The organism is Streptomyces sp. NPDC053541, assembly GCF_044544705.1.
Taxonomy (GTDB): Bacteria; Actinomycetota; Actinomycetes; order Streptomycetales; family Streptomycetaceae; genus Streptomyces.
Window position 1 is genome coordinate 300,443 of sequence record NZ_JBITXM010000008.1, and the last position, 25,010, is coordinate 325,452.

A 25,010-nucleotide genomic window follows, 5' to 3' on the forward strand; every position below is an offset into this window, starting at 1 on the left:
GGCCTTCGGCGTACGGGCGGAGCCGCGGGCGTCAGGCGTCGTAGACGTCCGCCTTCTTCGGGCCGGGGTCCTGGATGCCGCCGCTGAGCACCAGCGAGCGGGCGGCGAAGCGCTCGGTGTCGACGTTGTGCTCGTCGAGGACCCGGAGGGTCGCCGCGTGCACCGCGCGCAGCACCGGGGTGGCGGCGCGGATGGCGTCGTCGGCCATGAAGCGGTGCCGCCAGGGCTGGCCGGCCCAGGCGTGGCGGAGGCCGAAGGGCTCGGGGAGCACGAGCTTGCCGCCGAGGAAGTCCAGGATCGGCGGGAACCAGGTGAGCGGGGCGCGGACCGCCTGGCGGACCACGTCGTCGGTGTCGGTGAGCGGCAGGGTGATCTCGCGGGTCTCCCAGAACCTGACGGTCTTGGAGACCTCCTTGGTCTTCGCCTTCGGCTTGGTGGTGAAGAGCGAGTGGACCGGACCGAGGGCGTGGCCGGTGACCTCGACGCGCAGGGTGTGGTGGAGCGAGGTGACCGTCACCATCATGGTGAGGACGAGCTGCCCGTCCCAGAGGGTGAACTGGACGCCGAGGTAGTGGCGGTTGCCGCTGCCGAACTGCTGGTCGTTGCAGATGCGCTGTATCTCGTGGGGCTTCACCTGGAAGTGCACGATGTTCTCGCCCTCGGGGCGGGCGACCTCGTCGGCGCCCTCGCCGACCGGGGAGACGATCCAGTGCTTGACGGTCGGCTTGGGGAAGCCGGTCTTGAGCGCGCCGCGCTCCAGCAGGGTGAGCTCGGTGTGGATCTGGCGGACCACGTCCCAGGCGCGGAAGTCGTGGATCTCCTTGCCCTCGCGGGGGACCAGCTCCTCGGCCAGGGTCCAGGAGCCCCAGCGGGTGCCCATGCCGAGTATGCCCTTGGGGCCCGCGTAGAAGACGACGTTGGACTGCTGCTCGGCGCCCAGCTTCTCCAGGTTGACCCGCAGTTCCTCGGCGGTCTTCTCGGTGGGGTCCTTGGGGACGGCCTCGGGGATCACGGTGCCGAGGCCGCCGCCGCTGAGCAGCGTGGTCCAGCGCTCGCGGAGGTCCTTGGCGGTGTTCTCGCAGATCTGCCGGGCCAGGTACCAGCCGACGACCGGGGCGACGATCATCGCGCGCAGGTAGTTGGGCAGCACCCCGTCGAAGGGCAGTTTGACCAGGACGAGCAGGGCGAAGATCCCGGCGGCGACGAGGAGGGCGGTGCCGGCGGCGCTGGTGCGCTTGTTGGCGGAGCCGGCGGCGGTGCGGCGCAGCCAGATGACGCCGAGCCAGAGCAGCAGGCCGGGCAGGAACAGCACGCCGAAGACCAGGGTGACCAGGGTGAGCCGGACGTCGCGCCGCTTGCGGATGCCGGTGGCGGCCAGGCAGTGCTCGACGACCGGCTGCGGGTCGGCGCCGAAGGACTGGATGAGCGGCTTGCGGGCGCCGCCGAGCATCCGGACCTGCACGGCGCGGGAGAAGGCCTCGCCGAGGTCGGGCCGGAAGAGCTTGGCGGCCTTGCCCGGCTTGACCGTCGACTTGTGCAGGTCGTTGTTGGCCTCCAGGATCGTCTCGACCGGGCTGTCGCGGTACGCGGCGGAGGCGAGGGCATGGGTCGCCGCCGTAGTCGCGTCCGAGCCCTGGAGGGGAATCTGTGCCCCGGGTCCGAAACTGCCGATCGTCACTGCCGCCCCCATCGCCACGGTTCCTGTGCGGGCTGTTCCCAACTGCCGCGCCCCGCACACCTTCTGAGCTGGGCACCACAGCGTAACCGGGTGGCGACGGATGCGTCACCGGAGCGCACGGAGGCGGCCGAATGCACGAGGGGCGGCCGAATGCCGCCCGCCGGAGGGGAGTTGACGGGCGGCACCGGCCGTCGGGGCCGGGATCAGGGCACCGGGCGCGTGTTCCGGCCGGATCCCGGCGCGGGTTCACGGGCCGTCAGGCGGCGGCCTCGGCGCGGATCTTCTCGGCCAGGTGCGGGGGCATCGCCTCGTGCCGGGCGTAGCTGCGGTCGAAGGTGCCGGTGCCGTGCGAGACGGACCGCAGGTCGATCGCGTACCGCCCGATCTCGATCTCCGGCACCTCGGCGCGGACCACGGTGCGGCCCGGTCCGGCCTGTTCGGTGCCGACGACCCGGCCGCGCCGTCCGGACAGGTCGCTCATCACGGCGCCCACGTAGTCGTCCGGGACCAGGACGGTGACCTCGGCGACCGGCTCCAGGAGGTGGATCGGGGCCTCTGCGGCGGCCTCGCGCAGGGCCAAGGCGCCGGCCGTCTGGAAGGCGGCGTCGGAGGAGTCCACCGAGTGGGCCTTGCCGTCGCGCAGGGTGACCCGGATGTCGACCAGCGGGTAGCCGGCGGCGACCCCGCGGGCGGCCTGGGCGCGGACGCCCTTCTCGACGGAGGGGACGAACTGGCGGGGCACCGCGCCGCCCACCACCTTGTCGACGAACTCGATGCCGCTGCCGGGCGGCAGCGGTTCGACGTCGATCTCGCAGATGGCGTACTGCCCGTGGCCGCCGGACTGCTTGACGTGCCGGCCGCGCCCGGCGGCCCCCGCGCCGAAGGTCTCGCGCAGCGACACCTTGTGCGGGACGGTGTCGACCTGGACGCCGTACCGGCCGCGCAGCCGCTCCAGGGCCACGTCCGCGTGCGCCTCGCCGAGGCACCAGAGCACCACCTGGTGGGTGTCCGGGTTCTGTTCGAGCCGCATGGTCGGGTCCTCGGCGACGAGCCGGGCGAGCCCCTGCGAGAGGCGGTCCTCGTCGGCCTTGCTGTGCGCCTCGATGGCCAGCGGCAGCAGCGGCTCGGGCATCCGCCAGGGCTCCATCAGGAGCGGGGCGTCCTTGGCGGACAGGGTGTCGCCGGTCTCGGCGCTGCCGAGTTTGGCGACGCAGGCGAGGTCGCCGGCGACGCAGTGGGCGAGGGTGTTCTGCTGTTTGCCGAAGGGGGCGGTGAGCGCCCCGATCCGTTCGTCGACGTCGTGGTCCTCGTGGCCGCGGTCGGCGAGGCCGTGCCCGGAGACGTGCACCGTCTCGTCGGGCCGCAGCGTCCCGGAGAAGACCCGGACCAGTGAGAGCCGTCCGACGTAGGGGTCGGAGGAGGTCTTCACGACCTCGGCGACCAGCGGTCCGTCCGGGTCGCAGACCAGCGGTGGGCGGGACTGCCCGTCCGGGGTGGTCACGGCGGGCGCCTCCCGCTCCAGCGGGCTGGGGAAGCCGCCGGTGATCAGCTCCAGGAGCTCGACCGTGCCCAGGCCCTGCCGGCCGCCGTCGGAGGCGGGGGCCGCGGCGAGCACGGGGTGGAAGGTGCCGCGCGCGACGGCCTTCTCCAGGTCGTCGACCAGCGTCTTCAGATCCACTTCCTCGCCGCCGAGGTAGCGGTCCATCAGGGTCTCGTCCTCGCTCTCGGCGATGATCCCCTCGATGAGCCGGCCGCGGGCCTCCTCGATCAGCGGCCGCTGCGCCGCGTCGGGCGGGTCCTCGCGCCTCTCCCCGGTGGAGTAGTCGAAGACGCGCTCGGTGAGCAGCCCCACCAGTCCGGTGACGGGGGCGTGTCCGTCGGCGCCCTCGGTGCCGCGCACGGGCAGGTAGAGCGGGAGGACGGCGTCGGGGTCGTCGCCGCCGAAGTGCTCGCCGAGGAGCTCGGTCAGCCGGCCGAAGTCGGTGCGGGCGGTGTCCAGGTGGGTGACCACGACGGCCCGGGGCATGCCGACGGCCGCGCACTCCTCCCAGACGGCGCGGGTCGAGCCGACGAGCGCGTCGGCCTCCTGGGCGGCCGAGACGACGAAGAGGGCCGCGTCCGCCGCGCGCAGACCGGCCCTCAGTTCCCCGACGAAGTCGGCGTATCCCGGGGTGTCCAGGATGTTGATCTTGTAGCCGCCCCATTCGACCGGGACGAGCGAGAGCTGTACGGAACGCTGCTGGCGGTGCTCGATCTCGTCGTAGTCGGAGACCGTCGCGCCGTCCTCGACCCGGCCGGCCCGGTTGACCGCGCCCGCGGTCTGCGCCAGGGCCTCCACCAGGGTCGTCTTCCCGGATCCGCTGTGGCCGACCAGCACCACGTTCCGCACGGCCGAGGGCCGGTCGGCCGTTGGAGCCCTGCCGGCGGCTCCGGAGCGGGGGTTCGCCTTGTCGCCCATGATGTTCCTCCCGACTGCTCGTACGGTGAGGGGGGGCGGGCCCGGGGGAGCGGCGCACCCGTGCGGGGGCCGCCCGTCGCGTGCGGCTCGGCTCCGGCCGACGCCCGCGGTTGTCCTTCGAGCTTTGCACCGACGTCACGGTGCGTCCATACGTCGTACGCGCGGCCGCCGCCGGCCGGCCCGGCGCGACGGGGCGACGCGACGGGCGGGTGCCGCCGCTGCCGCGGGGGCCCGCGTGGCTACGATGGGCGGGCCGGTGGTCGTAGGGGCCGCGCGGCCCACCGAACCTCGGGAAGGCCACAGGGCCATGCTGAACAAGTACGCGCGTGCGTTCTTCACGCGTGTCCTCACACCGTTCGCCGCGTTTCTGCTCCGCCGGGGCGTGAGCCCCGACACCGTCACGCTCATCGGCACGGCCGGCGTCGTCGTCGGCGCGCTGGTCTTCTTCCCCCGCGGAGAGTTCTTCTGGGGGACGATCATGATCACGCTGTTCGTCTTCTCGGACCTGGTCGACGGGAACATGGCCCGGCAGGCCGGGGTCTCCAGCCGCTGGGGCGCCTTCCTCGACTCGACCCTCGACCGGGTGGCCGACGGGGCGATCTTCGGCGGCTTCGCGCTCTGGTACGCGGGCAAGGGCGACGACAACGTGCTGTGCGCGGTCGCGATCTTCTGCCTGGCCAGCGGCCAGGTGGTGTCGTACACCAAGGCGCGCGGCGAATCGATTGGCCTTCCGGTGGCCGTCAACGGTCTCGTCGAGCGCGCCGAGCGGCTGGTGATCTCGCTGGTCGCGGCCGGCCTCGCCGGTCTGCACGGCTTCGGCGTGCCCGGCGTGCAGGTGCTGCTGCCGATCGCCCTGTGGATCGTGGCGGTCGGCTCGGCCGTGACGCTGGGGCAGCGGGTCGTGACCGTGCGCAGGGAGTCGGCGGAGGCGGACGCCGCCGCCCGGGGGAGCGAGGCGACATCATGAGCGGGCTGAAGGACCGGGTCACCGACGGGCTGTACGGGCTCGGCTGGGCCACCGTGAAGAAGCTGCCGGAGCCGGTGGCCAGGGCGCTGGGCCGGCGGATCGCGGACACCGCGTGGAAGCGGCGCGGCCGGAGCGTGCTGCGCCTGGAGGCCAACCTGGCCCGGGTGGTGCCCGACCCGACGCCGGCGCGGCTCCAGGAGCTGTCGCGGGCCGGCATGCGCTCGTACATGCGCTACTGGATGGAGTCCTTCCGGCTGCCCACCTGGAGCAAGGAGCGGGCCGCCGGCAGCTTCGACCCCAAGGACGTGCACCACCTCACCGACGGGCTCGCCTCCGACCGGGGCGTCATCCTCGCCCTGCCGCACATGGGCAACTGGGACCTCGCGGGGGTGTGGGTGACCCGGGCGCTCGGCGTCCCGTTCACCACCGTCGCCGAGCGGCTCAAGCCGGAGACCCTCTACGACCGCTTCGTCGCCTACCGCGAGTCCCTGGGCATGGAGGTGCTGCCGCACACCGGCGGCGCCGCCTTCGGCACGCTCGCCCGCCGGCTGCGCGCCGGCGGGCTGGTCTGCCTGGTCGCCGACCGCGACCTGTCGGCCTCGGGCGTCGAGGTGTCCTTCTTCGGCGAGAAGGCGCGGATGCCCGCCGGCCCCGCCATGCTCGCCCAGCAGACCGGGGCGCTGCTGCTGCCGGTGACGCTCTGGTACGACGAGACCGACGTCATGAAGGGGCAGGTGCACGCGCCGATCGAGGTGCCGGAGTCAGGCACCCGGGCCGAGAAGACGTCCTCCATGACGCAGGCCCTCGCCGACGTCTTCGCCGGGGGCATCGCCGAGCACCCGGAGGACTGGCACATGCTGCAGCGGCTGTGGCTCGCGGACCTGGAGCCGCGCCCCGAGGACGAGCGGGCCCGCGAGGAGCGGGCCGGGGGAGCGCCGGCCGCGGGCGGGCGGAGCGAGGGGGAGCGGACCGCGTGAAGATCGGGATCGTCTGCCCGTACTCCTGGGACGTGCCGGGCGGCGTCCAGTTCCACATCCGCGACCTCGCGGAGCACCTGATCCGGCTGGGCCACGAGGTCTCCGTGCTGGCGCCCGCCGACGACGAGACCCCGCTGCCGCCGTACGTGGTCTCCGCCGGCCGCGCGGTCCCCGTGCCGTACAACGGCTCGGTGGCCCGGCTGAACTTCGGCTTCCTGTCGGCGGCCCGGGTGCGGCGCTGGCTGCACGAGGGCACCTTCGACGTGGTCCACATCCACGAGCCCACCTCGCCCTCGCTCGGCCTGCTCACCTGCTGGGCGGCCCAGGGCCCGATCGTGGCCACCTTCCACACCTCCAACCCGCGCTCGCGGGCGATGATCGCCGCCTATCCGATCCTCCAGCCCGCCCTGGAGAAGATCAGCGCGCGGATCGCGGTGAGCGAGTACGCGCGCCGCACCCTGGTCGAGCACCTGGGCGGCGACGCGGTCGTCATCCCGAACGGCGTCGACGTGGACTTCTTCGCCCGCGCCGAGCCGCGCAAGGAGTGGACCGGCGGCACGCTCGGCTTCATCGGCCGCATCGACGAGCCGCGCAAGGGCCTGCCGGTCCTGATGCGCGCCCTGCCGAAGATCCTGGCCGAGCGGCCCGACACCCGGCTGCTGGTGGCCGGCCGCGGCGACGAGGAGGAGGCGGTCGCCTCCCTGCCGCGCGAGATGCGCTCCCGGGTCGAGTTCCTCGGCATGGTCAGCGACGAGGACAAGGCGCGGCTGCTGCGCAGCGTCGACGTGTACGTGGCGCCCAACACCGGCGGCGAGAGCTTCGGCATCATCCTGGTCGAGGCCCTGTCGGCGGGCGCGCCGGTGCTCGCCTCCGACCTCGACGCCTTCGCCCAGGTCCTGGACCAGGGCGCGGCCGGCGAGCTCTTCGCCAACGAGGACGCCGACGACCTCGCCGCCCGGGCCGTGGCCCTGCTCGGCGACGCTGCCCGCCGCGAGGAGCTGCGCGAGCGCGGCTCGGCCCACGTCCGCCGCTTCGACTGGTCGACGGTGGGCGCGGACATCCTGGCCGTCTACGAGACGGTGACCGACGGTGCCGCCTCGGTGGCCACCGACGAGCGCGCCGCCGGGGGACTGCGGGCACGGCTCGGACTGTAGGCCGGCCGCGCGGACCGGCCGGACCGAGCCGGGCGGGCCGGACGAGCGGGCGCACGTCGCTTGCCGGTCCGCCCGCGCGGGCGAGCCGGGCGCCGGTGAGGGCGAGGTGCGGGCCGGGGCGGCGGCCGGGCCCCGGTAGCCTGTGCGCCCGTGACCGAAACCCTGATCTGGACCGTCGCCGCGCTGATCCTCGTCGGCGTCTACCTCAGCTGGACGGCCGGCCGGCTCGACCGGCTGCACACCCGCATCGACGCGGCCCGCGCCGCCCTCGACGCGCAGCTGCTGCGCCGCGCCTCGGTCACCCAGGAGCTCGCCACCTCCGGCGTCCTCGACCCGGCCGCCTCGATCGTCCTGTACGAGGCGGCGCACGCCGCCCGGCAGGCCGAGGAGGACCAGCGGGAGGTCGCCGAGAGCGAGCTGAGCCAGGCGCTGCGCGCCGTGTTCGGGGAGCCCGAGCAGGTGGACGTCGTGCGGGCGGCGCCCGGTGGCGAGGAGGCAGCGGGGGAGCTCGCGGCGGCCGTGCGCCGGGTGCCGATGGCCCGCCGCTTCCACAACGACGCCGTGCGCGCGGCCCGCGCCCTGCGCCGCCACCGCAAGGTCCGCTGGTTCCGCCTCGCGGGCCACGCTCCGTTCCCCATGGCCTTCGAAATGGACGACGAACCGCCCGCCGCGCTTGCGGATCGTCCGGCGTGAGCGCTGATCACCTTCGTAAGCTGCGAAAACGAGCCACCGCCTGCACATTGGCCCTTGATGTGGACCGCTCCTGGCCTGTTTCCTCGCTCTTGTCGTCAACCCCGTTGTCACATGTGAGGTACCCGTGTCCAGCACGCCTTCCACCACCGCCCAGTCCCCCGAGACCGGCACCGCCCGCGTCAAGCGCGGCATGGCCGAGCAGCTCAAGGGCGGCGTGATCATGGACGTCGTCACCCCGGAGCAGGCGAAGATCGCCGAGGACGCGGGTGCCGTGGCCGTCATGGCCCTCGAGCGGGTCCCGGCCGACATCCGCAAGGACGGCGGCGTGGCCCGGATGTCCGACCCGGACATGATCGAGGGCATCATCAACGCCGTCTCCATCCCGGTGATGGCCAAGTCCCGCATCGGCCACTTCGTCGAGGCCCAGGTCCTGCAGTCGCTCGGCGTCGACTACATCGACGAGTCCGAGGTGCTCACCCCGGCCGACGAGGTCAACCACTCCGACAAGTGGGCCTTCACCACCCCCTTCGTCTGTGGCGCCACCAACCTGGGCGAGGCCCTGCGCCGCATCGCCGAGGGCGCGGCCATGATCCGCTCCAAGGGCGAGGCCGGCACCGGCAACGTCGTCGAGGCCGTCCGCCACCTGCGCCAGATCAAGAACGAGATCGCCAAGCTGCGCGGCTTCGACAACAACGAGCTGTACGCCGCCGCCAAGGAGCTGCGCGCCCCGTACGAGCTCGTCAAGGAGGTCGCCGAGCTCGGCAAGCTGCCGGTCGTGCTGTTCTCCGCCGGTGGTGTGGCCACCCCGGCCGACGCCGCGCTGATGCGCCAGCTCGGCGCCGAGGGCGTCTTCGTCGGCTCCGGCATCTTCAAGTCCGGCGACCCGGCCAAGCGCGCCGCCGCCATCGTGAAGGCCACCACCTTCTACGACGACCCGAAGGTCATCGCGGACGCCTCCCGCAACCTGGGCGAGGCCATGGTCGGCATCAACTGCGACACCCTGCCCGAGGCCGAGCGCTACGCGAACCGGGGCTGGTAAGCACCGATGAGCAGCACCCCCGTGATCGGTGTCCTGGCCCTCCAGGGTGACGTACGGGAGCACCTGATCGCCCTGGCCGCGGCGGACGCCGTGGCCAGGCCGGTCCGGCGCCCCGAGGAGCTCGCCGAGGTCGACGGCCTGGTCGTCCCCGGCGGCGAGTCCACCACCATCTCCAAGCTGGCCGTGCTCTTCGGCCTGATGGAGCCGCTGCGCGAGCGGATCGCCGCCGGCATGCCCGTCTACGGCACCTGCGCCGGCCTGATCATGCTCGCCGACAAGATCCTCGACCCGCGCTCGGGCCAGGAGACCTTCGGCGGCATCGACATGATCGTGCGCCGCAACGCCTTCGGGCGGCAGAACGAGTCCTTCGAGGCCGGCGTCACCGTGGCCGGGATCGACAGCCCGGTGGAGGGCGTCTTCATCCGCGCCCCGTGGGTGGAGTCCGTCGGCGCCGAGGTCGAGGTGCTCGCCGAGCACGACGGCCACATCGTGGCCGTGCGGCAGGGCAGGGCCATGGCGACCTCGTTCCACCCCGAGCTGACCGGTGACCACCGCATCCACGAGCTGTTCGTGGACATGGTGCGCGCCGAGCGGTGACCCGATCCTTGTAGGATCTCTGGGGTTCGTTCAGAAATGGGTTACGCGAAGGAGACAGGCAGATGTCCGGCCACTCTAAATGGGCTACGACGAAGCACAAGAAGGCCGTGATCGACGCCAAGCGCGGCAAGCTCTTCGCGAAGCTGATCAAGAACATCGAGGTCGCGGCCCGCACCGGCGGCGCCGACCCGGACGGCAACCCGACCCTCTTCGACGCCATCCAGAAGGCCAAGAAGCAGTCGGTGCCCAACAAGAACATCGACTCGGCGGTCAAGCGCGGCGGCGGCCTGGAGGCCGGCGGCGTCGACTACCAGACGATCATGTACGAGGGCTACGGTCCGAACGGCGTCGCGGTGCTCATCGAGTGCCTCACCGACAACCGCAACCGCGCCGCCTCCGACGTGCGCGTCGCCATGACCCGCAACGGCGGCTCGATGGCCGACCCGGGCTCGGTGTCGTACCTGTTCAACCGCAAGGGCGTCGTCGTGCTCCCCAAGGGCGACCGCTCCGAGGACGACGTCCTGGAGGTCGTGCTCGACGCGGGCGCCGAGGAGGTCAACGACCTCGGCGAGAACTTCGAGGTCATCAGCGAGGCGACCGACCTGGTCGCGGTCCGCACCGCCCTCCAGGAGGCCGGCATCGACTACGACTCGGCCGAGTCCAGCTTCGTCCCGACCCTCCAGGTCGACCTGGACGAGGAGGGCGCGCGCAAGATGTTCAAGCTGATCGACGCCCTCGAGGACAGCGACGACGTGCAGAACGTCTACGCCAACTTCGACGTCAGCGACGAGGTCATGGCGAAGGTCGACGCCTGATTCGCGGACCCTCGCAGCAGCGGGCCGACGGGACACACCCCGTCGGCCCGCTGCTTTGTGCCGCGTTGTCAGTGGCAGCGGATAGCCTGCACAAACAGACTTGCGATCAGGGAGATCCGCAGCGACCAGGGAGGGGCGGCGTGCGCGTACTCGGGGTGGACCCCGGACTCACCCGGTGCGGTGTCGGGGTGGTCGAGGGCGTCGCCGGACGGCCCCTCACCATGCTCGGCGTCGGCGTCGTCCGCACCCCCGCCGACGCCGACATCGGCCTCCGGCTGGTCGGCATCGAGCGCGGCATCGAGGAGTGGATCGACCGCTTCCAGCCCGAACTCGTCGCCGTGGAGCGGGTGTTCAGCCAGCACAACGTGCGCACGGTGATGGGCACCGCCCAGGCCAGCGCCGTCGCCATGCTGTGCGCCGCCCGCCGCGGACTGCCCGTCGCCCTGCACACCCCCAGCGAGGTCAAGGCCGCCGTCACCGGCAGCGGCCGCGCCGACAAGGCCCAGGTCGGCGCCATGGTCACCCGGCTGCTCCGGCTCTCCGCGCCGCCGAAGCCGGCCGACGCCGCCGACGCCCTCGCCCTCGCCATCTGCCACATCTGGCGCGCCCCCGCCCAGAACCGCCTCCAGCAGGCCGTCGCCCTGCACGCCTCGAAAGGCCGCACGTCATGATCGCCTTCGTCAGCGGCCCCGTGGCCGCCCTCGCCCCCACGACCGCCGTCGTCGAGGTCGGCGGCGTCGGCATGGCCGTCCAGTGCACCCCGAACACCATCGCGGGCCTCCGCGTCGGCGAGCACGCGCGCCTGGCCACCTCCCTGGTCGTCCGCGAGGACTCCCTCACCCTCTACGGCTTCGCCGACGACGACGAGCGGCAGGTCTTCGAGCTGCTCCAGACCGCCAGCGGCGTCGGCCCCCGCCTCGCCCAGGCCATGCTCGGCGTGCACAGCCCCGACGCGCTGCGCCTCGCCGTCTCCACCGGCGACGAGAAGGCGCTCACCGCCGTCCCCGGCATCGGCAAGAAGGGCGCGCAGAAACTCCTCCTCGAACTGAAGGACAAGCTCGGCGCCCCGCTCGGCAGCAGCGGCCTGGTCGGCCAGCAGCGCGCCGTCGCCACCGGCCCCGCCCCCTGGACCGAGCAGCTCGCCGCCGCCCTCGTCGGCCTCGGCTACGCGAGCCGCGAGGCCGAGGAGGCCGTCGCCGCCGTCACCCCGCAGGCCGAGGCCGCCCTCGCCGAGACCGGCTCCGCGCCCGTGCCGCAGCTGCTGCGCGCCGCCCTCCAGACCCTCAACCGCGCCCGCTGACCCGGCCGCCCCCTCCCCGTACGAGCGAAAAGGCAACCACCACCGTGAACTGGGACGACGAGTCGGCCGAAGCCGCCGAGGAGCGGATCGTCGGCGCCGCCGCCGAGGGCGACGACCAGGCCGTCGAGGCCGCGCTGCGCCCCAAGGACCTGGGCGAGTTCATCGGCCAGGAGAAGGTGCGCCAGCAGCTCGACCTGGTCCTCAAAGCCGCCCGCCAGCGCGGCGCCACCGCCGACCACGTGCTGCTCTCCGGCGCCCCCGGCCTCGGCAAGACCACCCTGTCGATGATCATCGCCGCGGAGATGAACGCGCCGATCCGCATCACCTCCGGCCCCGCCATCCAGCACGCCGGCGACCTCGCCGCGATCCTCTCCTCCCTCCAGGAGGGCGAGATCCTCTTCCTCGACGAGATCCACCGGATGTCCCGGCCCGCCGAGGAGATGCTCTACATGGCGATGGAGGACTTCCGCGTCGACGTCATCGTCGGCAAGGGCCCCGGCGCCACCGCCATCCCGCTCGACCTGCCGCCCTTCACCCTGGTCGGCGCCACCACCCGGGCCGGCCTGCTGCCGCCGCCGCTGCGCGACCGCTTCGGCTTCACCGCCCACATGGAGTTCTACGAGCCGCACGAGCTGGAGCGGGTCGTCACCCGCTCCGCCGGACTCCTCAACGTCGCGATCGACCCGGCCGGCGCCGCCGAGATCGCCGGCCGCTCCCGAGGCACCCCGCGCATCGCCAACCGGCTGCTCCGCCGCGTCCGCGACTACGCCCAGGTCAAGGCCGACGGCACCATCACCCGTGAGGTGGCCGCCGCCGCCCTCGGCGTGTACGAGGTGGACAGCCGCGGCCTCGACCGCCTCGACCGCGCGGTCCTGGAGGCCCTGCTCAAGCTCTTCGGCGGCGGCCCGGTCGGCCTGTCCACCCTCGCGGTCGCGGTCGGCGAGGAGCGCGAGACCGTCGAGGAGGTGGCCGAGCCCTTCCTCGTACGGGAGGGACTGCTCGCCCGCACCCCCCGCGGCCGGGTCGCCACACCGGCGGCCTGGAGCCACCTCGGACTCGTTCCGCCGCAGGCCGCGGGCCCCGGCGGGGCCGGGAGCGGCGGGGGAAAGGGACAAGCGGGGCTGTTCGGGATGTGACGGCGGGGTGACGGCGCGGATAGTCGCCCGGTCAGGAACCACGGTGCCATGCTGGGCGTTGTTCCATCGATGCGGACTCGCCTAGACTCCGCCGATGCCGCCCTTTCCGGTCGGCAGCCCACCCCCGAAGATCAGGCCGCGGATTCACCGCGACCGTGCGAAGGAATCCCGTCCCGTGAACCTCGTGACCCTCCTCCCCTTCATCGTCCTCATCGGGGCCATGTTCCTGATGACCCGCTCTGCCAAGAAGAAGCAGCAGCAGGCGGTGGAGATGCGCAACCAGATGCAGCCCGGCACCGGCGTACGCACCATCGGGGGGATGTACGCCACCGTCAAGGAGATCGGCGACGAGACCGTCCTCCTCGAGGTCGCGCCCGGCGTGCACGCCGTCTACGCCAAGAACGCGATCGGCGCGGTGCTCGAAGACTCCGAGTACAACCGGATCGTCCACGGCGACGACGACACCGACACCGACACCGTCGTTCCGGACGACGCCTCCTCGCTCACCGGGGACGCCGACGCCGCCGCGGACCAGGAGGGGGCGGCCAAGACCGACCTGACCAAGAAGGACACCGCCCCGGCGGCGGACTCCGAGGTCGAGAAGGACGGCAAGGCCGACGGGGAGACCGAGGCGAAGTAATCGCCTCCGGGGTGGCGGCCGACGCCCACCGGCGTCCGCCGCCCCGGAACGGTTCCACGTCTTGCGGGGGCAGGTCCCCACACACACTTCGTGGCCGTCTCGCGCCCACCCGGCGCGGGACGGTTTGGACAGGGAGAAACGACAGGTGGCAGCACCGAAGAAGGGCCGAAGGCCGGCGGGGGGCCAGAGCCGGCCGGGCCGCGCCCTGGCACTCATTCTGATCGCCATGGTCGCGCTCACCGGCGGCATGTTCTGGTCGGGGCACACCACCCCGCGCCTGGGCATCGACCTCGCCGGCGGCACGTCGATCACGCTCAAGGCGAAGGCGGAGCCCGGACAGGAGTCCGCCGTCAACGAGACCAACATGAACACGGCGGTCGGCATCATCGAGCGCCGTGTCAACGGTCTGGGTGTCTCCGAGGCCGAGGTCCAGACGCAGGGCCGCGAGAACATCATCGTGAACATCCCCAAGGGGACGAACGAGAAGCAGGCCCGCGAGCAGGTCGGCACCACCGCCCAGCTGTACTTCCGGCAGGTCCTGGCCGTCGCCGCCGCCGAGCAGCCCGCGCCGAAGCCGAGCGCCACGCCCAGCGGCTCCGCCACCCCGTCCGCGAAGCCCTCGGGCGCCACCGCGGACCAGGGCAAGGACAAGAAGTCCGCCACCCCGTCGGCGAGCGCCTCCACCCAGGGCCGCGCGGTCTCCGAGGCCCTGAAGGCCCCGAGCCCCACGCCCACCGCGAGCTCCTCCGCCTCGCCGAAGGCCAGCACGCCGCCGGCTCCCACCCCCACCGCGGACGCGGCCACCGCCGCCCTGCAGCAGAAGTTCGCGGCGCTCAACTGCCTCGACCCCAAGCAGCGCAGCGCCGCCGGTGACGGCGTCAAGCCCACCGAGCCCACCGTGGCCTGCGGCAAGAACTCGATCGGCCAGTGGGAGAAGTACATCCTCGGCCCGGCCGAGGTCGACGGCAAGGACGTCGACGACGCCCAGGGCGTCTTCGACCAGCAGCGCGGCATGTGGATCGTGACCATGGACTTCACGGGCGAGGGCTCGAAGAAGTTCCAGAAGATCACCAGCAAGCTGTCCCAGCAGACCGAGCCGCTGAACCAGTTCGCCATCGTCCTCGACGGCGAGGTCGTCTCGGCCCCGTCCGTGCGCCAGACGCTGAGCGCCAGCGCCGAGATCTCCGGCAGCTTCAACCAGCAGTCCGCCCAGGACCTCGGCAACATCCTGTCCTACGGCGCCCTGCCGCTGACCTTCGAGACGCAGAGCGTCGACACCGTCACCGCCGCCCTCGGCGGCGAGCAGCTGGAGGCCGGTCTGATCGCCGGCGCCATCGGCCTCGGCCTGGTCGTCCTCTACCTGGTCGTCTACTACCGCGGCCTGTCGCTCATCGCCATCGCCAGCCTCGGCGTCTCGGCCCTGCTCACCTACGTGATCATGGCCCTGCTCGGCCCGGCCATCGGCTTCGCGCTGAACCTGCCGGCCGTCTGCGGCGCCATCGTCGCCATCGGCATCACGGCCGACTCGTTCATCGTGTACTTCGAGCGCATCCGCGACGAGATCCGCGAGGGCCGCACCCTGCGCCCGGCCGTCGAGCGCGCCTGGCCGCGGGCCCGCCGCACCATCCTGGTCTCCGACTTCGTGTCGTTCCTCGCCGCCGCGGTGCTCTTCATCGTCACCGTCGGCAAGGTCCAGGGCTTCGCGTTCACCCTCGGCCTCACCACGCTGCTCGACATCGTGGTGGTCTTCCTCTTCACCAAGCCGGTGATGACGCTGCTGGCCCGCACCAAGTTCTTCGCAGGCGGCCACAAGATGTCCGGCCTCGACCCGAAGAGCCTCGGTGCCAAGCCGCCGCTGCGCCGCACGCGCCGCACCACCGCCCCCGTCGACCCGAAGGAGGCGTGAGATGTCGAAGCTCGGCGATCTCGGCGCCCGACTGCACCGCGGTGAGGTCGGCTACGACTTCATCGGCAACCGCCGCATCTGGTACGGCCTGTCGATCCTCATCACCATCACGGCCATCGTCGCCCTCGCGGTGCGCGGCCTGAACATGGGCATCGAGTTCCAGGGCGGCGCCGTCTTCACCACCCCGAAGACGAACGTCTCCGTCACCCAGGCCACCGAGTACGCGGAAGAGGCCTCCGGCCACGACGCGATCGTCCAGCAGCTCGGCAACGGCACCCTGCGCATCCAGGTCGGCGGCCTCGACACCGCCAAGTCCGACCAGGTGCGCTCCCAGCTCGCCAAGGACCTGAACGTCCCCGAGCCGAAGATCGCCGCCGAGCTGGTCGGACCCAGCTGGGGCGAGCAGATCGCCACCAAGGCCTGGACCGGCCTCGGGATCTTCATGATCCTCGTGGTGCTCTACCTGGCGATCGCCTTCGAGTGGCGGATGGCCGTCGCCGCGCTCATCGCGCTGATCCACGACCTCACCATCACCGTCGGCATCTACTCACTGGTCGGCTTCGAGGTCACGGTCGGCACGGTCATCGGTCTGCTCACCATCCTCGGCTACTCGCTCTACGACACGGTCGTCGTCTTCGACTCGCTCAAGGAGCAGACGAAGGACATCACCAAGCAGACCCGCTGGACCTACAGCGACGTCGCCAACCGCTCGATCAACGGCACCCTGGTCCGCTCGATCAACACCACGGTCGTGGCGCTGCTCCCGGTCGCCGGCCTGCTGTTCATCGGCGGCGGCGTCCTCGGCGCCGGCATGCTGAACGACATCTCCCTGTCGCTGTTCGTGGGTCTCGCCGCCGGTGCGTACTCCTCGATCTTCATCGCCACCCCGCTCGTCGCCGACCTCAAGGAGCGCGAGCCGGCGATGAAGGCCCTGAGGAAGCGCGTCCTCGCCAAGCGGGCCGCCGCGTCCGCCAAGGGCGAGGAGCTCGACGGCGCCGACTTCGCGGACGAGACGGACGCCGAGCCGGCCGTCGTCGGCCAGCGCGGCCGCCGCGGCCGCCCCTCCGGGCGGCGCGGATGACCGCCGAGGCCCAGCGCACCACCACCGAGCTGCTGCTCAGCCGGATCCGGGACGTCCCCGACTACCCGAAGCCCGGGGTGCTGTTCAAGGACATCACCCCGCTGCTCGCGGACCCGGAGGCCTTCACGGCGCTCACCGACGAGCTGGCCGGGCTGTGCGCCGCGCAGGGCGCCACGAAGATCGTGGGCCTGGAGGCCCGCGGCTTCATCCTGGCCGCGCCCGTCGCCGTCCGCGCGGGCCTGGGCTTCATCCCGGTCCGCAAGGCCGGCAAGCTGCCCGGAGCCACCCTGCGGCAGGCCTACGAGCTGGAGTACGGCACCGCCGAGATCGAGGTGCACGCCGAGGACCTGGCCGCGGGCGACCGCGTCATGGTCATCGACGACGTCCTCGCCACCGGCGGCACCGCCGAGGCCTCCATCGAGCTCATCCGGCGCGCCGGGGCCGAGGTCGCCGGCGTCGCCGTCCTGATGGAGCTGGGCTTCCTGCCGGGCCGCGCACGGCTGGAGCCCGCCCTCGGCGGCGCACCGCTCACCGCGCTCATCACGGTCTGACGGCCCACCGCCCGACCGGTACCGGGACCGCCCCGGCCGAGGCCCACCGCCTCCGGCCGGGGCGGTTTCCGCGTTCCCGGCCCGGGCCCCGGCGGCGGGCCGCACGCGTCCGCGGGACGTCCGGGGAATCCCCCGGGCGCCCCCGTCGTTTTTCGGACAGGGACCGGATCGGGTCCCCGGCGCCGTCTCAGCTCCCAGGCACGTGAGCACAGGCGCCGTCAGCTCGATACGATGGCCTTTCCGGGCCTGACCGGGGGACCCGGAAACCCCCCGACCGTGTCCGGGGGTACCGCCAGAGGAGCGCTCTTGCCAGACGAGGCCCAGCCACTCTCCGCCGCGCAGCCCGACCAGCGGGCCGACCAGGCCGCGCCGAACGCCGCCGCGCCCCAGAACCCGCCCGCGGAGAACAGGCCCCGGCCCGCAGCGCCCACGCCTGCCCCGCCCGCCCGGCCCGCGCCGGCCCCGCCCGCGCGCGGCGGCGGCTCCTCCAGCCGCGTCCGCGCTCGCCTCGCCCGGCTCGGCGTCCAGCGTTCCTCCCCGTACAACCCGGTCCTCGAACCGCTGCTGCGGATCGTCCGCTCCAACGACCCGAAGATCGAGACGGCGACCCTGCGCCAGATCGAGCGCGCCTACCAGGTCGCCGAGCGCTGGCACCGCGGCCAGAAGCGCAAGAGCGGCGACCCGTACATCACCCACCCGCTGGCCGTCACCACGATCCTCGCCGAGCTCGGCATGGACCCGGCGACGCTGATGGCCGGGCTGCTCCACGACACCGTCGAGGACACCGAGTACGGCCTGGAGGACCTGCGCCGCGACTTCGGCGACCAGGTCGCCCTGCTCGTCGACGGCGTCACCAAGCTCGACAAGGTCAAGTTCGGCGAGGCCGCCCAGGCCGAGACCGTCCGCAAGATGGTCGTCGCCATGGCCAAGGACCCCCGGGTCCTGGTCATCAAGCTCGCCGACCGCCTGCACAACATGCGCACCATGCGCTACCTCAAGCGGGAGAAGCAGGAGAAGAAGGCCCGCGAGACCCTGGAGATCTACGCCCCGCTGGCGCACCGGCTGGGCATGAACACCATCAAGTGGGAGCTGGAGGACCTCGCCTTCGCGATCCTCTACCCCAAGATGTACGACGAGATCGTCCGGCTGGTCGCCGAGCGCGCGCCCAAGCGCGACGAGTACCTGGCGATAGTGACCGACGAGGTCCAGGCCGACCTGCGGGCCGCCCGCATCAAGGCCACCGTCACCGGCCGGCCGAAGCACTACTACAGCGTCTACCAGAAGATGATCGTCCGCGGCCGTGACTTCGCGGAGATCTACGACCTGGTCGGCATCCGCGTCCTCGTGGACACCGTCCGCGACTGCTACGCGGCCCTCGGCACCGTCCACGCGCGATGGAACCCGGTCCCCGGCCGGTTCAAGGACTACATCGCGATGCCGAAGTTCAACATGTACCAGTCGCTGCACACGACGGTCATCGGCCCCAACGGCAAGCCCGTCGAGCTGCAGATCCGCACCTTCGACATGCACCGCCGCGCCGAGTACGGCATCGCCGCGCACTGGAAGTACAAGCAGGAGGCCGTCGCCGGCGCCTCCAAGGTGCGCACCGACGTGCCGCGGAAGGCCGGCAAGGACGACCACGTCAACGACATGGCGTGGCTGCGGCAGCTGCTCGACTGGCAGAAGGAGACCGAGGACCCCAGCGAGTTCCTGGAGTCGCTGCGCTTCGACCTCTCCCGCAACGAGGTCTTCGTCTTCACGCCCAAGGGCGACGTCATAGCGCTGCCCGCCGGCGCCACCCCGGTCGACTTCGCCTACGCCGTCCACACCGAGGTCGGCCACCGCACCATAGGAGCCCGGGTCAACGGCCGGCTGGTCCCGCTGGAGTCCACCCTGGACAACGGCGACCTGGTCGAGGTCTTCACCTCCAAGGCCGCCGGCGCCGGACCGTCCCGGGACTGGCTGGGCTTCGTCAAGTCACCGCGCGCCCGCAACAAGATCCGCGCCTGGTTCTCCAAGGAGCGCCGCGACGAGGCCATCGAGCAGGGCAAGGACGCCATCGCGCGGGCCATGCGCAAGCAGAACCTGCCGATCCAGCGCATCCTCACCGGCGACTCGCTGGTCACCCTCGCCCACGAGCTGCGCTACAGCGACATCTCCTCGCTGTACGCGGCGATCGGCGAGGGCCACGTCACCGCCCAGTCCATCGTCCAGAAGCTGGTCCAGGCCCTCGGCGGCGAGGAGGCCGCGACCGAGGACATCGCCGAGACCGCCCCGCCGACCCGCGGCCGCGCCAAGCGCCGCTCCAGCGCCGACCCCGGCGTGGTCGTCAAGGGCGTCGAGGACGTCTGGGTCAAGCTGGCCCGCTGCTGCACCCCGGTGCCCGGCGACCCCATCATCGGCTTCGTCACCCGCGGCAGCGGCGTCTCGGTGCACCGCAGCGACTGCGTCAACGTCGAGTCGCTGTCCCGGGAGCCCGAGCGCATCCTCGACGTCGAGTGGGCCCCGACCCAGTCCTCGGTCTTCCTGGTCGCCATCCAGGTCGAGGCGCTGGACCGCTCGCGCCTCCTCTCGGACGTCACCCGGGTCCTCTCCGACCAGCACGTCAACATCCTGTCCGCCGCCGTCCAGACCTCCCGGGACCGCGTGGCCACCTCCCGCTTCACCTTCGAGATGGGCGACCCCAAGCACCTGGGCCACGTCCTGAAGGCGGTCCGGGGCGTGGAGGGCGTCTACGACGTGTACCGCGTCACCAGCGCCCGCAGGCCGTGACCGCGTACGAGGAGGGCCCCCGGCACCATGTGTGCCGGGGGCCCTCCTCGTACCGCTGCGGTGCCGGGCGTCAGCCGCCGAACTCCTGGAGGCCCTTCAGGGCCTGGTCCAGCAGGGCCTGGCGGCCCTCCAGCTCCTTGGCGAGCTTGTCGGCCTTGGCGTCGTTGCCGGCGGCGCGGGCCGCGTCGATCTGCTTCTGCAGCTTGTCGACGGCGTCCTGGAGCTGACCGGTGAGGCCGGCGGCACGGGCCCGGGCCTCCGGGTTGGTGCGGCGCCACTCGGCTTCCTCGGCGTCCTGGATGGCGCGCTCCACCGCGTGCATCCGGCCCTCGACCTTCGGGCGGGCGTCCCGCGGCACGTGGCCGATGGCTTCCCAGCGCTCGTTGATCGCACGGAAGGCGGCCCGGGCGGCCTTGAGGTCGGTGACCGGGACCAGCTTCTCCGCCTCGCCCGCGAGCTCCTCCTTCAGCTTGAGGTTCTCGACCTGCTCGGCGTCGCGCTCGGCGAAGACCTCGCTGCGGGCCGCGAAGAACACGTCCTGGGCGCCGCGGAAGCGGTTCCACAGGTCGTCCTCGTGCTCGCGCTGGGCCCGGCCCGCCGCCTTCCAGTCCGCCATCAGCTCGCGGTAGCGGGCCGCCGTCGCACCCCAGTCGGTGGAGTTCGACAGCGACTCGGCCTCGGCGACCAGACGCTCCTTGGTCTTGCGGGCCTCCTCGCGCTGCGCGTCGAGCGCCGCGAAGTGCGCCTTGCGGCGCTTGGAGAACGCCGAGCGGGCGTGCGAGAAGCGGTGCCACAGCTCGTCGTCGGACTTCCGGTCGAGCCGCGGCAGACCCTTCCAGGTGTCCACCAGGGCCCGCAGCCGCTCGCCCGCGGCGCGCCACTGCTCGCTCTGCGCCAGCTCCTCGGCCTCGCTGACCAGGGCCTCCTTGGCGGAGCGCGCCTCGTCGGCCTGCTTCGCCTTCTGGACCTTGCGCTCCTCGCGGCGCGACTCCACCGTCTCGGCCAGCTTGTCGAGCCGGACCTTCAGCGCGGCGAGGTCGCCCACGGCGTGGTGCTCCTCGACCTGCTGCCGGATGTGCTCGATGGCCGCCGTCGCGTCCTTGGCCGACAGGTCGGTGGTCCGCACCCGCTTCTCGAGGAGGCCGATCTCGACCACCAGGCCCTCGTACTTGCGCTCGAAGTAGGCCAGCGCCTCCTCGGGGCTGCCGGCCTGCCACGATCCGACGACCTTCTCGCCCTCGGCCGTACGCACGTACACGGTGCCCGTCTCGTCGACGCGGCCCCACGGGTCGCTGCTCACAGCGCCTCCTCAACATGATGCCGACGCGGGGTTCCCGCCCCTGGCATCGTCCACGGTTTCCCGGCGGGCCTCGCCCGCCCTCCACAGCACGGCCGACGGCCTGCGCTGCACAACGCCAATCTAGGCGAACGGCGGCCCGGCTGTCCGCACTCAGCGCGACCGAAATTCCACGCTCGTACGCGGTCGTGCCCGCCGGGCCGCCCCCGCCCTCACTTCTTGGTGACGGTCGCCTTCTCGATCGTGACCGCCTTCTGCGGCGCGCCGTCCCCGCCGCCACCCTGGACGCCCGCCTTCGCCACGTCCTCGACGGCCTTCAGGCCGTCCGCGTCGAAGGTGCCGAAGGGGGTGTAGTTCGGCGGGAGCTTGGTGTCCTTGTAGACGAGGAAGAACTGGCTGCCGCCGGTGTTCGGGCCGGCGTTCGCCATGGCCACGGTGCCCTTCGGGTACGTGACCGTGCCGTCCTGGCCCGCCTTGCCGAGGCCGTTCAGGTTCTCGTCCGGGATCGAGTAGCCGGGGCCGCCGGTGCCGTCGCCCTTGGGGTCGCCGCACTGGAGCACGAAGATGCCCGAGGTGGTCAGCCGGTGGCACTTGGTCCCGTCGAAGTACTTCTTGTCGGCGAGGTGCTTGAAGGAGTTCACGGTGTGCGGGGCCTTCGCCGCGTCCATCGTGATCCGGATGTCGCCGACGTTCGTCCCGAGGGCCATCGTGTACGTGGCCTTCCGGTCGATCGACATCGCCGGCTCGGGCTGCGCCGAGGGCGTCGGCTCCGCGCTCGGCGTGTTGCTCGCGCTCGCCGCGGCGTCGTTCTTGGTGTCGCTCTTGTCGCCGGTCAGGGCCACCGAGGCCCAGACGGCGAGGCCGGCCGCGAGCACCACCGCGAGCGACGAGGCGATGACGGTGTTCCGGCGCGCCTTGCGCCGCGCGTCGGCCCGCCGCTGCTGCTGCCGCGCGTACTTCTCCCTGGCGAGCTGCCGCCGCCGCTGATCGCTGCTGACCACCGGGTCCGCTCCCTTTCGATCGGCCGTTCCTGTCCTGGTCGGATGTGCCCGTACCGTATACGGGTTGGCTGTGGAATACGCACCGCCGGTAGGCTCTGATCTGCTGCATTCCGCTGTGTTCCGCACTGGCGCAGCCATCTGCCGGACGACAAATGAGGACGATCGTGCTGATTGCCGGGTTCCCCGCCGGGGCCTGGGGGACCAACTGTTACGTGGTCGCCCCCGCCGCGGGCGAGGAGTGCGTCATCATCGACCCGGGCCACCAGGCCGCCCAGGGAGTCGAGGAGACGCTGAGGAAGCACCGGCTCAAGCCGGTCGCCGTGGTCCTCACGCACGGCCACATCGACCATGTCGCCTCCGTCGTGCCGGTCTGCGGCGCCCATGACGTACCCGCGTGGATCCACCCCGCCGACCGGTACATGATGAGCGACCCGGAGAAGGCCCTCGGCCGTTCCATCGGGATGCCCCTCATGGGCGAGCTGACCGTGGGCGAGCCGGACGACGTGCACGAGCTCACCGACGGCGCCGCGCTGAAGCTCGCGGGCCTCGACTTCTCCGTCGCGCACGCGCCCGGTCATACCAAGGGGTCGGTGACCTTCCGGACGCCGGAGACCACGGAGATCCCCTCCGTCCTCTTCTCCGGCGACCTGCTGTTCGCCGGCTCCATCGGACGCACCGACCTGCCCGGCGGTGACATGGACGAGATGCTCGCATCGCTGACCCGCGTGGTCCTGCCGCTCGACAACTCGACCGTCGTCCTGTCCGGCCACGGTCCCCAGACGACCATCGGCCAGGAGCGCGCCACCAACCCCTACCTGCGGCAGGTGGCGGCGAGCCGCCAAGGGAGCAGGAGCGAGACCCGGGCTCCCCGACGAGGAATGTGACAAGACTTTCGTGAGCACCTTCAAGGCCCCCAAGGGCACGTACGACCTGATCCCGCCGCGTTCGGCCAAGTTCCTGGCCGTGCGCGACACGATCGCGACCCAGGTGAGGAACGCCGGCTACGGCTACGTCGAGACGCCCGGTTTCGAGGACGTCAGCCTCTTCTCCCGCGGTGTCGGCGAGTCCACGGACATCGTCACCAAGGAGATGTACACCCTCACCACGAAGGGCGGCGACCAGCTCGCCCTGCGCCCGGAGGGCACCGCCTCCGTGCTGCGCGCGGCCCTGGAGGCCAACCTGCACAAGCAGGGCAACCTCCCGGTCAAGCTCTGGTACTCCGGCTCCTACTACCGCTACGAGCGCGCGCAGGCGGGCCGCTACCGCCACTTCTCGCAGGTCGGTGCCGAGGCCATCGGCGCCGAGGACCCGGCGCTCGACGCCGAGCTGATCATCCTGGCCGACCAGGCCTACCGCGCGCTCGGACTGCGCGACTACCGGATCCTGCTGAACTCGCTCGGCGACAAGGAGTGCCGCCCCGTCTACCGCGAGGCCCTGCAGACCTTCCTGCGCGGCCTCGACCTCGACGAGGAGACCCTGCGTCGCGCCGAGATCAACCCGCTGCGCGTCCTCGACGACAAGCGGGCCGACGTCCAGAAGCAGCTGGTCGACGCCCCGCTGCTGCGCGACTACCTGTGCGACGCGTGCAAGGCGTACCACGAGGAGGTGCGCGCCCTGATCACCGCGGCGGGCGTGGTCTTCGAGGACGACCCGAAGCTGGTGCGCGGTCTGGACTACTACACCCGGACCACCTTCGAGTTCGTCCACGACGGTCTCGGCTCGCAGTCCGCGGTCGGCGGCGGCGGGCGCTACGACGGCCTGTCCGAGATGATCGGCGGCCCGGCGCTGCCGTCCGTCGGCTGGGCGCTCGGCGTGGACCGCACGGTCCTCGCCCTGGAGGCGGAGGGCGTGGAGCTCGACCTGCCCGCCACCACGAGCGTCTTCGCCGTGGCGATCGGCGAGGAGGCGCGCCGGGTGCTGTTCGGCAAGATCACCGAGCTGCGCCGCGCGGGCGTCGCCGCCGACTTCTCCTTCGGCGGCAAGGGCATCAAGGGCTCGATGAAGGACGCCAACCGCTCCGGCGCCCGCTTCACCCTTGTCGCCGGCGAGCGCGACCTCGCCGAGGGCGTGGTGCAGCTCAAGGACATGGAGTCCGGCGAGCAGACCGCGGTCGCGCTGGAGGAGCTGGTCGACGCGGTGCGGGCGAAGCTCGCCTGATCGAGGTCCGGAAGCTCCGGACGTGCCGTACGAGCAGGGCCCCCGGCGTCGCGCCGGGGGCCCTCGCCCTTACCGTCCGCTCACGCCGGTCCTGCCACCGTGTGCGGCAGAATGTCCGTGCCCCGGTCGGCGGGGACGACGCAGTGCGAGTGGAGCGACATGACAGACGCAGCGGCCGCCAGCGGGACCGCCGCGCGGGAGGACTCCCGCACCATCGGCGCGAGCCGTGCCTTCGCCTGGCTCCTGATGATCACCGGCGCGGCGGGACTGCTCGCCTCCTGGGTGATCACCATCGACAAGATCAAGCTCCTGGAGGACCCGGACTTCGTCCCCGGGTGCAGCCTCAACCCGATCGTGTCCTGCGGGAACATCATGAAGAGCGAGCAGGCCTCGGTCTTCGGCTTCCCGAACCCGATGCTCGGCCTGGTCGCCTACTCCGTGGTGATCGCGATCGGCGTCGGCCTGCTCGCCGGCGCCCGCTACCGCCGCTGGTACTGGCTCGGCCTCAACGCCGGCACCCTCTTCGGCGTCGGCTTCTGCACCTGGCTCATGCAGCAGTCCCTGTACGAGATCAACTCGCTCTGCCTGTGGTGCTGCCTCGCCTGGGTCGCCACCATCGTCATGTTCTGGTACGTGACCTCGCACAACGTCCGCAGCGGGGCGCTGCCCGCGCCGGCCGGCCTGCGCACCTTCTTCGCCGAGTTCACCTGGGTCCTCCCCGTGGTGCACATCGGCATCATCGGCATGCTGGTGCTGACCCGCTGGTGGGACTTCTGGACGAGCTGAGCCGG

The 25,010-nt window shown here is 72.1% G+C and carries 22 protein-coding genes; 18 read left to right on the forward strand and 4 right to left on the reverse strand.

Translation table 11 applies throughout. The features are described from left to right. Positions 1 to 31: 31 nt before the first annotated feature. Both ACIGW2_RS22080 and ACIGW2_RS22085 read right to left on the reverse strand, forming a co-directional pair. Positions 32 to 1,690 carry a hypothetical protein gene (locus ACIGW2_RS22080; RefSeq protein ID WP_361579992.1) on the reverse strand — a complete coding sequence of 553 codons (1,659 nt, stop codon included), beginning with the start codon at positions 1,688 to 1,690 and terminating at the stop codon, positions 32 to 34. Between the two features lie 244 nt (positions 1,691 to 1,934). Next, positions 1,935 to 4,136 (reverse strand): elongation factor G-like protein EF-G2, encoded by a 2,202-nt coding sequence (locus ACIGW2_RS22085; protein WP_391653797.1) that lies wholly within the window; start codon positions 4,134 to 4,136, stop codon positions 1,935 to 1,937. A 307-nt stretch (positions 4,137 to 4,443) separates the two neighbouring features. Here ACIGW2_RS22085 and pgsA point away from each other — a divergent pair, with 307 nt between their 5' ends. The 15 genes from pgsA to ACIGW2_RS22160 all read left to right on the forward strand — a co-directional run bounded on the left by pgsA (position 4,444) and on the right by ACIGW2_RS22160 (position 19,764). After that, positions 4,444 to 5,103, forward strand: coding sequence for a phosphatidylinositol phosphate synthase (gene pgsA, locus ACIGW2_RS22090; RefSeq protein WP_361579988.1), 660 nt, complete (start codon positions 4,444 to 4,446; stop codon positions 5,101 to 5,103). Then, the gene (locus ACIGW2_RS22095; RefSeq protein ID WP_391653796.1) at positions 5,100 to 6,080 is read left to right on the forward strand and encodes a phosphatidylinositol mannoside acyltransferase; all 981 of its coding nucleotides are present in this window, start codon (positions 5,100 to 5,102) and stop codon (positions 6,078 to 6,080) included. Before pgsA ends, ACIGW2_RS22095 begins: the two co-directional genes overlap by 4 nt. Then, positions 6,077 to 7,234 carry a glycosyltransferase family 4 protein gene (locus tag ACIGW2_RS22100; RefSeq protein ID WP_356072502.1) on the forward strand — a complete coding sequence of 386 codons (1,158 nt, stop codon included), beginning with the start codon at positions 6,077 to 6,079 and terminating at the stop codon, positions 7,232 to 7,234. Before ACIGW2_RS22095 ends, ACIGW2_RS22100 begins: the two co-directional genes overlap by 4 nt. 150 nt (positions 7,235 to 7,384) lie before the next feature. Continuing rightward, positions 7,385 to 7,927: a hypothetical protein gene (locus ACIGW2_RS22105; RefSeq protein WP_391653795.1), complete on the forward strand. Its 543-nt coding sequence runs from the start codon at positions 7,385 to 7,387 to the stop codon at positions 7,925 to 7,927. Positions 7,928 to 8,051: 124 nt separating this feature from the next. Beyond that, positions 8,052 to 8,966, forward strand: a complete 915-nt coding sequence (pdxS, locus tag ACIGW2_RS22110; RefSeq protein ID WP_356069255.1) for a pyridoxal 5'-phosphate synthase lyase subunit PdxS — start codon at positions 8,052 to 8,054, stop codon at positions 8,964 to 8,966. A 6-nt stretch (positions 8,967 to 8,972) separates the two neighbouring features. Then, positions 8,973 to 9,563 (forward strand): pyridoxal 5'-phosphate synthase glutaminase subunit PdxT, encoded by a 591-nt coding sequence (gene pdxT, locus ACIGW2_RS22115; RefSeq protein ID WP_361579982.1) that lies wholly within the window; start codon positions 8,973 to 8,975, stop codon positions 9,561 to 9,563. A gap of 62 nt (positions 9,564 to 9,625) precedes the next feature. Next, positions 9,626 to 10,378, forward strand: a complete 753-nt coding sequence (locus ACIGW2_RS22120) for a YebC/PmpR family DNA-binding transcriptional regulator (protein ID WP_356069249.1) — start codon at positions 9,626 to 9,628, stop codon at positions 10,376 to 10,378. A gap of 140 nt (positions 10,379 to 10,518) precedes the next feature. Then, positions 10,519 to 11,049 (forward strand): crossover junction endodeoxyribonuclease RuvC, encoded by a 531-nt coding sequence (gene ruvC / locus ACIGW2_RS22125; protein ID WP_356069247.1) that lies wholly within the window; start codon positions 10,519 to 10,521, stop codon positions 11,047 to 11,049. Next, complete coding sequence (gene ruvA / locus ACIGW2_RS22130; RefSeq protein WP_361579980.1) at positions 11,046 to 11,678, forward strand: Holliday junction branch migration protein RuvA; 633 nt, start codon at positions 11,046 to 11,048, stop codon at positions 11,676 to 11,678. Before ruvC ends, ruvA begins: the two co-directional genes overlap by 4 nt. A gap of 44 nt (positions 11,679 to 11,722) precedes the next feature. Further along, positions 11,723 to 12,814: a Holliday junction branch migration DNA helicase RuvB gene (gene ruvB, locus ACIGW2_RS22135; protein WP_399845245.1), complete on the forward strand. Its 1,092-nt coding sequence runs from the start codon at positions 11,723 to 11,725 to the stop codon at positions 12,812 to 12,814. Positions 12,815 to 12,989: 175 nt separating this feature from the next. Then, a complete protein-coding gene (gene yajC / locus ACIGW2_RS22140) occupies positions 12,990 to 13,454 on the forward strand; it encodes a preprotein translocase subunit YajC (protein WP_391653792.1) in 465 nt (154 codons plus the stop codon). A gap of 145 nt (positions 13,455 to 13,599) precedes the next feature. After that, complete coding sequence (gene secD / locus ACIGW2_RS22145; RefSeq protein ID WP_399845248.1) at positions 13,600 to 15,360, forward strand: protein translocase subunit SecD; 1,761 nt, start codon at positions 13,600 to 13,602, stop codon at positions 15,358 to 15,360. 1 nt (position 15,361) lies between these two features. Next, entirely contained in the window at positions 15,362 to 16,441 is a 1,080-nt protein-coding gene (gene secF / locus ACIGW2_RS22150) for a protein translocase subunit SecF (protein ID WP_361579974.1), read from the forward strand. Further along, complete coding sequence (locus ACIGW2_RS22155) at positions 16,438 to 16,992, forward strand: adenine phosphoribosyltransferase (protein WP_356069232.1); 555 nt, start codon at positions 16,438 to 16,440, stop codon at positions 16,990 to 16,992. Before secF ends, ACIGW2_RS22155 begins: the two co-directional genes overlap by 4 nt. A gap of 306 nt (positions 16,993 to 17,298) precedes the next feature. After that, positions 17,299 to 19,764: a bifunctional (p)ppGpp synthetase/guanosine-3',5'-bis(diphosphate) 3'-pyrophosphohydrolase gene (locus tag ACIGW2_RS22160; RefSeq protein ID WP_361579972.1), complete on the forward strand. Its 2,466-nt coding sequence runs from the start codon at positions 17,299 to 17,301 to the stop codon at positions 19,762 to 19,764. 70 nt (positions 19,765 to 19,834) lie between these two features. Here the strand turns inward: ACIGW2_RS22160 and ACIGW2_RS22165 are convergent, their stop codons facing one another. Further along, complete coding sequence (locus tag ACIGW2_RS22165) at positions 19,835 to 21,064, reverse strand: DUF349 domain-containing protein (protein ID WP_361579970.1); 1,230 nt, start codon at positions 21,062 to 21,064, stop codon at positions 19,835 to 19,837. A 209-nt stretch (positions 21,065 to 21,273) separates the two neighbouring features. Continuing rightward, positions 21,274 to 22,062, reverse strand: coding sequence for a peptidylprolyl isomerase (locus ACIGW2_RS22170; RefSeq protein ID WP_392174227.1), 789 nt, complete (start codon positions 22,060 to 22,062; stop codon positions 21,274 to 21,276). Positions 22,063 to 22,226: 164 nt separating this feature from the next. On the opposite strand from ACIGW2_RS22170, the gene ACIGW2_RS22175 reads away from it, so the two are divergent. The 3 genes from ACIGW2_RS22175 (at position 22,227) to ACIGW2_RS22185 (ending at position 25,005) form a co-directional block, all read left to right on the forward strand. Continuing rightward, positions 22,227 to 22,946, forward strand: a complete 720-nt coding sequence (locus ACIGW2_RS22175) for an MBL fold metallo-hydrolase (protein WP_399845253.1) — start codon at positions 22,227 to 22,229, stop codon at positions 22,944 to 22,946. Positions 22,947 to 22,956: 10 nt separating this feature from the next. Further along, a complete protein-coding gene (hisS, locus tag ACIGW2_RS22180) occupies positions 22,957 to 24,219 on the forward strand; it encodes a histidine--tRNA ligase (protein WP_391653787.1) in 1,263 nt (420 codons plus the stop codon). A 159-nt stretch (positions 24,220 to 24,378) separates the two neighbouring features. Then, positions 24,379 to 25,005: a vitamin K epoxide reductase family protein gene (locus ACIGW2_RS22185; protein ID WP_399845257.1), complete on the forward strand. Its 627-nt coding sequence runs from the start codon at positions 24,379 to 24,381 to the stop codon at positions 25,003 to 25,005. Positions 25,006 to 25,010 lie beyond the last annotated feature (5 nt).